The 8,554-nt window shown below is 72.5% G+C and carries 7 protein-coding genes; 4 read left to right on the top strand and 3 right to left on the bottom strand.

Annotated elements, in window-relative coordinates; all coding sequences use genetic code 11:
• Positions 1-982 (bottom strand): DEAD/DEAH box helicase (locus tag BG452_RS42940; protein WP_262986123.1); only part of this gene is annotated, 982 nt, incomplete at its 3' end.
• A 25-nt stretch (positions 983-1,007) separates the two neighbouring features.
• Positions 1,008-1,892 (bottom strand): class I SAM-dependent methyltransferase, encoded by an 885-nt coding sequence (locus BG452_RS42935; RefSeq protein WP_188309813.1) that lies wholly within the window; start codon positions 1,890-1,892, stop codon positions 1,008-1,010.
• A gap of 414 nt (positions 1,893-2,306) precedes the next feature.
• Here BG452_RS42935 and rpsA point away from each other — a divergent pair, with 414 nt between their 5' ends.
• Positions 2,307-3,797, top strand: a complete 1,491-nt coding sequence (gene rpsA / locus BG452_RS42930; protein ID WP_153460312.1) for a 30S ribosomal protein S1 — start codon at positions 2,307-2,309, stop codon at positions 3,795-3,797.
• Positions 3,798-4,042: 245 nt separating this feature from the next.
• Positions 4,043-6,256 (top strand): MMPL family transporter, encoded by a 2,214-nt coding sequence (locus BG452_RS42925; RefSeq protein WP_188309812.1) that lies wholly within the window; start codon positions 4,043-4,045, stop codon positions 6,254-6,256.
• A gap of 10 nt (positions 6,257-6,266) precedes the next feature.
• On the opposite strand, the gene BG452_RS42920 is transcribed toward BG452_RS42925, so the two are convergent.
• On the bottom strand, positions 6,267-6,698 hold the full coding sequence (locus tag BG452_RS42920; RefSeq protein WP_188309811.1) for a MarR family winged helix-turn-helix transcriptional regulator: 432 nt from the start codon (positions 6,696-6,698) through the stop codon (positions 6,267-6,269).
• 62 nt (positions 6,699-6,760) lie between these two features.
• Here BG452_RS42920 and BG452_RS42915 point away from each other — a divergent pair, with 62 nt between their 5' ends.
• The gene (locus BG452_RS42915; protein ID WP_188309810.1) at positions 6,761-7,402 is read left to right on the top strand and encodes an MBL fold metallo-hydrolase; all 642 of its coding nucleotides are present in this window, start codon (positions 6,761-6,763) and stop codon (positions 7,400-7,402) included.
• A gap of 102 nt (positions 7,403-7,504) precedes the next feature.
• The gene (coaE, locus tag BG452_RS42910) at positions 7,505-8,104 is read left to right on the top strand and encodes a dephospho-CoA kinase (protein ID WP_188309809.1); all 600 of its coding nucleotides are present in this window, start codon (positions 7,505-7,507) and stop codon (positions 8,102-8,104) included.
• Positions 8,105-8,554: the final 450 nt, after the last annotated feature.

Raw genomic sequence — 8,554 nt, 5'->3', positions numbered from 1 at the left:
GGCCCGCGCGCTGGCGGGCGGCGGCGAGCGAGGCGCGGACGGTGACCAGCCCGGCGAGGCCGCGGGCGTGGTCGGTGCGTGGCTCGCGGGCGAGCCCGGCGTCGACGACGATCCGTACGCCGGGGACGGTGAGGGAGGACTCGGCGACGGCGGTGGCGAGGACGACCCGCCGCGCAGCGGACGGCGTGAGGGCGGCGTCCTGGACGGACTGCGGGGCGCGGCCGTGGAGTTGCAGGACTTCGGCGGGAACGCCGTTCAACTGCCCGGCCACGCGGGAGATTTCGCCGACGCCGGGCAGGAAGCAGAGCACGTCCCCGTCCTGCTCGCCCAACGCCCGTCGTACGACGGCCGCGACGTGGTCGAGCAGCGCCCGGTCGACCCGGGTCCCGTGCGCGGGCCGGACGGCGCGCGGCGGTGGTGCCCAGACCACGTCCACCGCGTGGGACACCCCGTGGGCCTCCACCACGGGTGCGCCGCCGAGGAGTTCGGCCCAGGCCGCGGTGTCGGAGGTGGCGGAGGCGCAGACCAGCCGCAGTTCGGGCCGCAGTGCCGCCCGGACGTCGAGGAGGAAGGCGAGGGCGGTGTCGGCGTCCAGGTGCCGTTCGTGGCATTCGTCCAGGACGACGACGTCCGCCCCGGGCAACTCCTGGTCGCGCTGCAGCCGTTGCAGCAGCACGCCGGTGGTGACCACCTCGACGACGGTCGAAGGCCCGACCTTGCGGTCCCCGCGCACGGTGTAGCCGACCCGCCCGCCGACGGCCTCGCCGAGCAGCCAGGCCATCCGCCGGGCGGCGGCCCGGACGGCGAGCCGGCGCGGTTCGGCGACCAGCACCCGGCGTACGGGCCGGCCGTCGGAGAGCAGTCCCGCCAGGGCGAGCGGCACCAGCGTGGTCTTGCCGGTACCGGGCGGGGCGGCGAGCACGGCGGTGCCGTGCCCGTCCAGCTCCTCGTGCAGGGCGGGCAGGGCACTGCGGACCGGCAATGAGCGCCACGCGGGGTTCAAGCGATCAGCCCCGCTCGGTGACGAAGATCGCCGTGCCGGGGATCAGCCGCCCGCGCAGCGGGGACCAGCCGCCCCACTCCTGCTCCAGCCCGGCCGGCCACTCGGGCTCGACCAGGTCGACCAGGCGGAAGCCGGCGGCGACGAGTTCGCGGACCCGGTCGCCCAGGGTGCGGTGGTGCTCGACGTAGGTGGCGGCGCCGTTCTCGTCCTGCTCGACGTACGGGGTGCGGTCGAAGTAGGACGAGACCGCGGTGAGGCCCTCGACGCCGGGCTCGTCGGGGAAGGCCCAGCGGATCGGGTGGGTGACCGAGAACACCCAGCGCCCGCCGGGCCGCAGCACCCGGTGCACCTCGCGCATCAGCCGCTCGGTGTCGGCGCTGAACGGGACGGCGCCGTAGGCGGAGCAGGCGAGGTCGAAGGAGGCGTCGGCGAAGGGCAGCACGGCGGCGTCGGCCTGGACGACGGCGACGGGCTCGACGCCCCGGCCGAGGTCGATCCGGCGGGAGTGCTGGAGCTGGCGGTAGGAGATGTCGAGGGCGACGGGGCGGGCGCCGCGGGCGGCGAGCCAGCGGGAGCACTGGGCGGCGCCGGCGCCGATCTCCAGCACGTCCTTGCCCTCGACGGAGCCGAGGAGGCGGGCGTCGGCCTCGTCCAGGCCCTCGGGGCACCAGGTGAAGCGGTCGTCGCCGAGGAACTCGCCGTGCTCGTCCTGGTACTCGTCGGCGTTGCGGTCCCACCAGTGCCGGCTGGCCCGGCTGCTCTCCCCGACGCCGGCCGCGCGGCGCACCGCGTCGTCGCCGGTGTCGTCCTCGATGCCGTCCTCGCCGACGGATGCGTCAAGATCGTGAAGGGAGGACTGGGGGGTGGTGGCCACGGTGACAATGCCCATCGCGTAGGGTATGGAGTCGCGGAAGCGCCGCTGCCGCGAGCCGGCCCTTTCAGGGCCGGGTCCTGGCGGTGGCATCCGGGGAAGGGCCCCTTCGGGCGCCACCGCGAGGTGCGCAATCGGAGGATATGGCCTGATCCGTACCGGGCTCCACCGTCTCGCCTCTTCTGGCGTTGACCGTGCCTGGCCGTCCCCGTATGCTACAAGTTGCGCTGCGGGCCTGCGCGCCTCGGACGGAGCAGGTCGCGCTCGCATCTGTCGAAGACCCCACGGTCGCAAGACGGACGCCGGTTTCTCGTTGTTCAGGGAGCACCGGTGTGCCGTGTTCTTGGCTGTCCGGCTTTCGGTGGGAGCGATACGGGCCCTCCGCGTGGCATTACCTACGACTTTCATGTCCGTACCGGAGCCCTTTTCCTAATGACGAGCCCCACCGACTCCTCCCTCAGCACCACCCCGCAGGTCGCGGTCAACGACATCGGCGACGCGGAGGCCTTCCTCGCCGCCATCGACGAGACCATCAAGTACTTCAACGATGGCGACATCGTCGAGGGCGTCATCGTGAAGGTCGACCGTGACGAGGTCCTCCTCGACATCGGTTACAAGACCGAAGGCGTCATCCCGTCCCGCGAGCTCTCGATCAAGCACGACGTCGACCCGCACGAGGTCGTCGCCGTCGGTGACAACATCGAGGCCCTGGTTCTCCAGAAGGAGGACAAGGAGGGTCGTCTCATCCTGTCCAAGAAGCGTGCTCAGTACGAGCGCGCCTGGGGCACGATCGAGAAGATCAAGGAAGAGGACGGCATCGTCACCGGTACCGTCATCGAGGTCGTCAAGGGTGGTCTCATCCTCGACATCGGCCTCCGTGGCTTCCTCCCGGCCTCGCTCGTCGAGATGCGTCGCGTCCGCGACCTCCAGCCCTACGTGGGCAAGGAGCTCGAGGCCAAGATCATCGAGCTGGACAAGAACCGCAACAACGTGGTCCTGTCCCGCCGTGCCTGGCTGGAGCAGACCCAGAGCGAGGTCCGCCAGACCTTCCTCACCACCCTGCAGAAGGGCCAGGTGCGCTCCGGCGTCGTCTCCTCGATCGTCAACTTCGGTGCCTTCGTGGACCTGGGTGGCGTCGACGGCCTGGTGCACGTCTCCGAGCTGTCCTGGAAGCACATCGACCACCCGTCCGAGGTTGTCGAGGTCGGCCAGGAGGTCACCGTCGAGGTTCTCGACGTTGACATGGACCGCGAGCGCGTCTCCCTGTCGCTGAAGGCGACCCAGGAGGACCCGTGGCAGCAGTTCGCCCGTACCCACCAGATCGGCCAGGTCGTTCCGGGTAAGGTCACCAAGCTGGTTCCGTTCGGTGCGTTCGTCCGCGTGGACGAGGGCATCGAGGGTCTGGTCCACATCTCCGAGCTGGCCGAGCGCCACGTCGAGATCCCGGAGCAGGTCGTCCAGGTCGGCGACGAGATCTTCGTCAAGGTCATCGACATCGACCTCGAGCGTCGCCGCATCAGCCTCTCGCTGAAGCAGGCCAACGAGGCCCTGGGTGCCAACCCGGCCGAGGTCGAGTTCGACCCGACCCTGTACGGCATGGCCGCCTCGTACGACGACCAGGGCAACTACATCTACCCGGAGGGCTTCGACCCCGAGGCGAACGACTGGCTGCCCGGCTTCGAGAAGCAGCGCGAGGAGTGGGAGCGCCAGTACGCCGAGGCGCAGTCCCGCTTCGAGCAGCACCAGGCCCAGGTCATCAAGAGCCGCGAGGCCGACGCCGAGGCCGCTGCGGAGGGTGGCGACGCCGTCGCCGCTGCCGCCGGTGGCTCGTACTCGTCCAGCAGCGACGAGGGCTCGGGCGCCCTGGCCTCCGACGAGGCCCTGGCCGCCCTGCGCGAGAAGCTGGCCGGCGGCCAGAGCTGAGGCTCTCGCCCCCCGCTAGCTGACAGCTAGGGAACGGGCCCCACCCGGATTCGTCCGGGTGGGGCCCGTTTCGTGTTCCCCCACCTGTTCGCGGGCTGTCCGCAGGCTGTCCGCGGGCCTTCGTTTTCCGGTTTGACTTATGTGTGGTTTATGTGAAGGGAAATGTGAGATGAGGCTCATTACCCTGCTATAGGCCGGAGTTCGGGTTGCACCTACATTGAGTGGAACTGCCCGAAAGGCTCCTCATGCGCAACCCCACCTCCGCCGCCCCCACCGCTGTGGTCGGCGGCCGGCTCGCCGCTCTCGGCCGGTTCTGCTTCCGCCACCGCCGCTGGGTGCTCGGCTTCTGGGCCGTCGTCCTGGTGGCCGGGGTGCTGATCGGCGGGCGGGTCTTCGAGGGCTCGGTGGCCGGGGCCTCCTCCGCCACCGCCGAGGCGGACCGGGGCAGCGCCGTGGTCGCCGCGGCCGATCCGGTCAAGGGCACCGTGACCGCGGTGGTGGACGGCAAGCCGGTGGACGACCCGGCGGTGCGCGCCGCCGTCCAGCGGGCCACCGCCGAGATCACCGCCCTGCCCGGGGTCGCCGGCGCGCAGGACGCGTACGGTGCCGGGCCGGGCCCGGCCGCGCTGAGGGCCGCCGACGGGACGGCGGGCCTGGTCAGCGTACGGATGGCCGGCACCGCGACCTCCGCGCAGACCGACGCCGTCACCCACCGGCTCGCCGCGCTGGACGGTGCGGGCGGGGCGCACGTGACCGTCGGCGGGGACCTCGTGCTCCAGCAGGAGGTCAAGAAGCAGACCGAGCAGGACACCCGCTTCGGCGAGATGGTGACCCTGCCGCTGACCCTGGTCGTCATGGTGCTGGTCTTCGGCGGCCTGGCCGCCGCCTCGCTGCCGGTGATCGGGGCCGTCGCCTCGGTGGGTGGAGCGCTGCTGGCCATGTTCGGTTTCAGCCGGATCATGGACATCGACACCAGCGTGCTGCCGATCGCCACCGTGCTGGGGCTGGGGCTGTCGATCGACTACGCGCTGCTGATGGTGAATCGTTTCCGCGAGGAACGGGGCCACGGCGCGGGCATCGCCGCCGCCGTCGAGCGCACGGCCGCGACCGCCGGGCGCACCGTCGCCTTCTCCGGACTGACCGTGGCCGTCGCGCTGTCCGGCCTGTTCGTCTTCACCAGCCCGGTCCTGGGCGCGGTCGCCGCGGCCGGCGTGAGCGTGGTGGTGATCGCGGTCGCGGCCGCCCTCACCCTGATCCCCGCGCTGCTCGGCTTCGCCGGCGGCCGGATCAGGACACCGACCTCGCCCGTCCCGGACGAGGGCTTCTTCAGCCGGACCGTCCGCCGGGTCCGCAAGCGGGCGGTGGCGGTGACGCTCGCCTCGGTGGCGCTGCTGATGGCGGCCGGGGCCCCCTTCCTGCACGCCGAGATGCGCAGCTCCGGCGCCGCCGTACTGCCCGTCTCCTCGGCCGGGCGGCAGGTCGCCGAGACGATCGACCAGCGCTTCCCGCAGGTCGCGTCCGCGCCGATCACAGTGGTGGTTGAGGGCGGGGCGCCGGTGGCGCAGGCGTACGCGGACGAGGTCGTCGCCAAGCTGCCCGGGGTGAGCGGGGTACGGGCGGTGACGCCGGTCGGCGACGCGGTGTCGACGGTGGACGTGCTGGTGCACGGGGACCCTCAGGGCGCCACGGCCAAGCGGGTGGTGGACGAACTGCGGGCCGACCGGGGCGGCCTGAAGACGTACGTCACCGGCGGTGCGGCCTCGGTGGTGGACTTCCAGGACGAGCTGATGTCGCGCGGGCCGTGGGCGCTGGGCCTGGTCGCGGCCGGGACGCTGGTACTGCTGTTCCTGATGACCGGCTCGGTGGTGATGCCGGTCAAGGCGCTGCTGATGAACCTGCTGTCGCTGGGCGCCTCGCTCGGCGCGCTGACCCTGGTGTTCCAGGACGGCTGGTTCAGCGGGCTGCTCGGGTTCAGCCCGACCGGCGGGCTGGAGACCTTCATCCCGGTGCTGGTCTTCGCCTTCGCCTTCGGGCTGTCGATGGACTACGAGGTGTTCCTGCTCTCCCGGATCAAGGAGCTGACCGAGCGCGGGCACGGCTGCGTCCGGGCGGTGGAGCTGGGCGTCCAGCGCAGTGGTCGGATCATCACCTCGGCGGCGCTGCTGATGGTGATCGTCTTCGCGGGCTTCGCGCTCGGGGACATGCTCATGGTCAAGCAGATGGGCATCGCGCTGGCGGTGGCGGTCGCGGTGGACGCCACCCTGGTGCGCTGCCTGCTGGTGCCCGCCGCGATGAGCCTGTTCGGCGAGTTCAACTGGTGGGCGCCGGCTCCGCTGCGGCGGCTGCACCGGCGGTTCGGGCTGAGCGAGCACGTCGACCTGCCGGAGATCGAGCGGCCCGTGACAGCGGTGATCCCGGCGCAGCGGCCGGAGCCGGTCGGGTCGGCTCAGGCCGGGTAGCGCGCTCGGGTCAGCTCAGCCGCTGGAGCAGTTCGACGCTCGCGCGCAGGTGCTCCCGTTCGGCGGTGCTGAGGCGGGACTCGATGGCGGTGGCGATGTGGTGCTCGCGGCGGGCGCGCTGTTCCAGCAGGGCGAACCGGCCGGCCTCGGTGGCGGCGATCAGCTGCTTGCGGCCGTCGGTGGGGTGGGGCTGCTGGGCGACCAGGCCGGCCTCGGACATCAGGGCGACGGTGCGGGCCATCGACTGGTGGCGCACCCGGCGGCGGTCGGCGAGTTCGGCGACGGTGTAGGAGCGTTCGTCACGGACCAGCAGGCCGAGCACGGCGGCCTGGTTGGGCGGCAGGTCGTCGTTGTCGCGCAGAGTGCGGACCAGGCTGCCGAGGGCGGCGCGCAGGTCGGCGGCGAGGTCCAGGGTGTCCTGGTGCGGGGCGTTGCTGGTCATGGGAGAAGTCTATCCGGAAGATATGCAGCAAAACTGTACAGTCATGCTGTATGGTTTTGGATATGCGAATCACCAAGTTCGGACACGCCTGCGTACGCGTCGAGCACGACGGAACCACCTTCGTCATCGACCCCGGGGCCTTCACCGACCCCGCCGCCCTGGCCGGGGCCGACGCCGTCCTGATCACCCACGAGCACATGGACCACTTCGAGCAGTCCCGGCTGCGCGCCGCCCTGGACGCCGACCCGGCGCTGCGGGTGTGGACCAACGGCGACGTCGCCGCCCAGCTGGAGGGCGTCGGGCGGCGGGTCACCGCGGTCGGCGAGGGCGACGCCTTCGAGATCGGCGGGATCGGCGTCTCGGTGCACGGCGAGTGGCACGCGGTGATCCACCCCGACATCCCGCAGGTGAAGAACATCGGCTTCCTGCTGGACGGCCGGCTCTTCCACCCCGGCGACGCCTTCACCGTGCCGCCGCACACCGTGGACACCCTGCTGCTGCCGCTCGCCGCGCCCTGGAGCAAGGCCTCCGAGGTGATCGACTACGTCCGGGAGGCGGGCTCGCGCCGGGCCGTCCCGGTGCACGACGCCACGCTCAGCCCGATCGGGCACGCCGTGCAGACCCGGCTGCTCGGGCCGGACGGGCCGGGCACCGGCTCCGAGCTGGTGGTGCTGGGCGAGGGCGAGGGACTGGACCTGGACTGACGGGTCGTGGTGGACGGGCTCGCGCCGACCGGCCCGGGTGGACGGGCTCGCGCCGACCGGCCCGGACTGACGCCCGTGGTGTCGCGCCGGTAGCCTGACGCCATGCTGAAGATCGGACTGACGGGCGGTATCGGCGCGGGTAAGAGCGAGGTGTCCCGGCTGTTCGCCGCGCGCGGCGCGGTGATCGTGGACTCCGACCTGATCGCCCGCGAGGTGGTCGCCCCCGGGACGGACGGCCTGGCGGCCGTGGTCGCCGAGTTCGGCCCGCAGGTGCTGCGGGAGGACGGCACGCTGGACCGCCCGGCCCTCGGGGCGATCGTGTTCGCCGACCCGGAGAAGCTCCGGGCGCTGAACGCGATCGTCCATCCGCTGGTGCGGGCCCGCTCCGCCGAACTGGAGGCGGCGGCCGCGCCGGACGCGGTGGTGGTGCACGACGTGCCGCTGCTCGCCGAGAACGGGCTGGCGCCGCTGTTCGACCTGGTCGTGGTCATCGACGCGGACGACGAGGTGCGGCTGGACCGGCTGGTGCGGCTGCGCGGGATGGCGGCGGAGGAAGCCCGGGCCCGGATGGCCGCGCAGGCCTCGCGGGCGGACCGGCTGGCGATCGCCGACCTGGTGATCGACAACGGCGGGGCGCTGGAGACGCTGGCGGCGCGGGTCGACGAGGTGTGGGCGGAGCTGGTGAAGCGGGCCGCGGCCTGACGCGTGGCTCCAAGCCCGCAGCCTGACGCGTGGCTCCAAGCCCGCAGCCTGACGCATGGCCTGGTTTCAGGCTGCGCGCTTGGCCGGCGGACCTCAGCCGGCGGGCCTCGGGCGGCGCCGAGCGGTAGCCGGGCCCGGACGGCGAAGCCGCCCTCGGGCGTCGGCCCGGCGTGCAGGGTGCCGCCGAGGCCGTCGGCGCGGGTGCGCATGCCGTCCAGGACGGGCACCAGCAGCACCACGGCGGTCGGCACGAGGGTCCGGACCGGTCGGGGCGGGCGCGGCAGTGGGCCGGGCAGTGGTGCGGCGAGGTCGTCGGCCGGCCGGTCGGTGGGCCGGAGCATGAGGGGCGTGCTTCCACAGGCCGACGGATCGGGGGATGACCGTCGGATCATGTGACCGATCCGGTGGCCGGAAGGGGACTTGGAGGCCGGTCGGCGGGGAAGGGAGCAT

The sequence above is a fragment of the Streptomyces sp. CBMA123 genome, assembly GCF_014596465.1.
GTDB lineage: Bacteria > Actinomycetota > Actinomycetes > Streptomycetales > Streptomycetaceae > Kitasatospora.
Note: the sequence above shows the minus strand (reverse complement) of the source record. Positions and strands in the feature narration are given on the sequence as shown.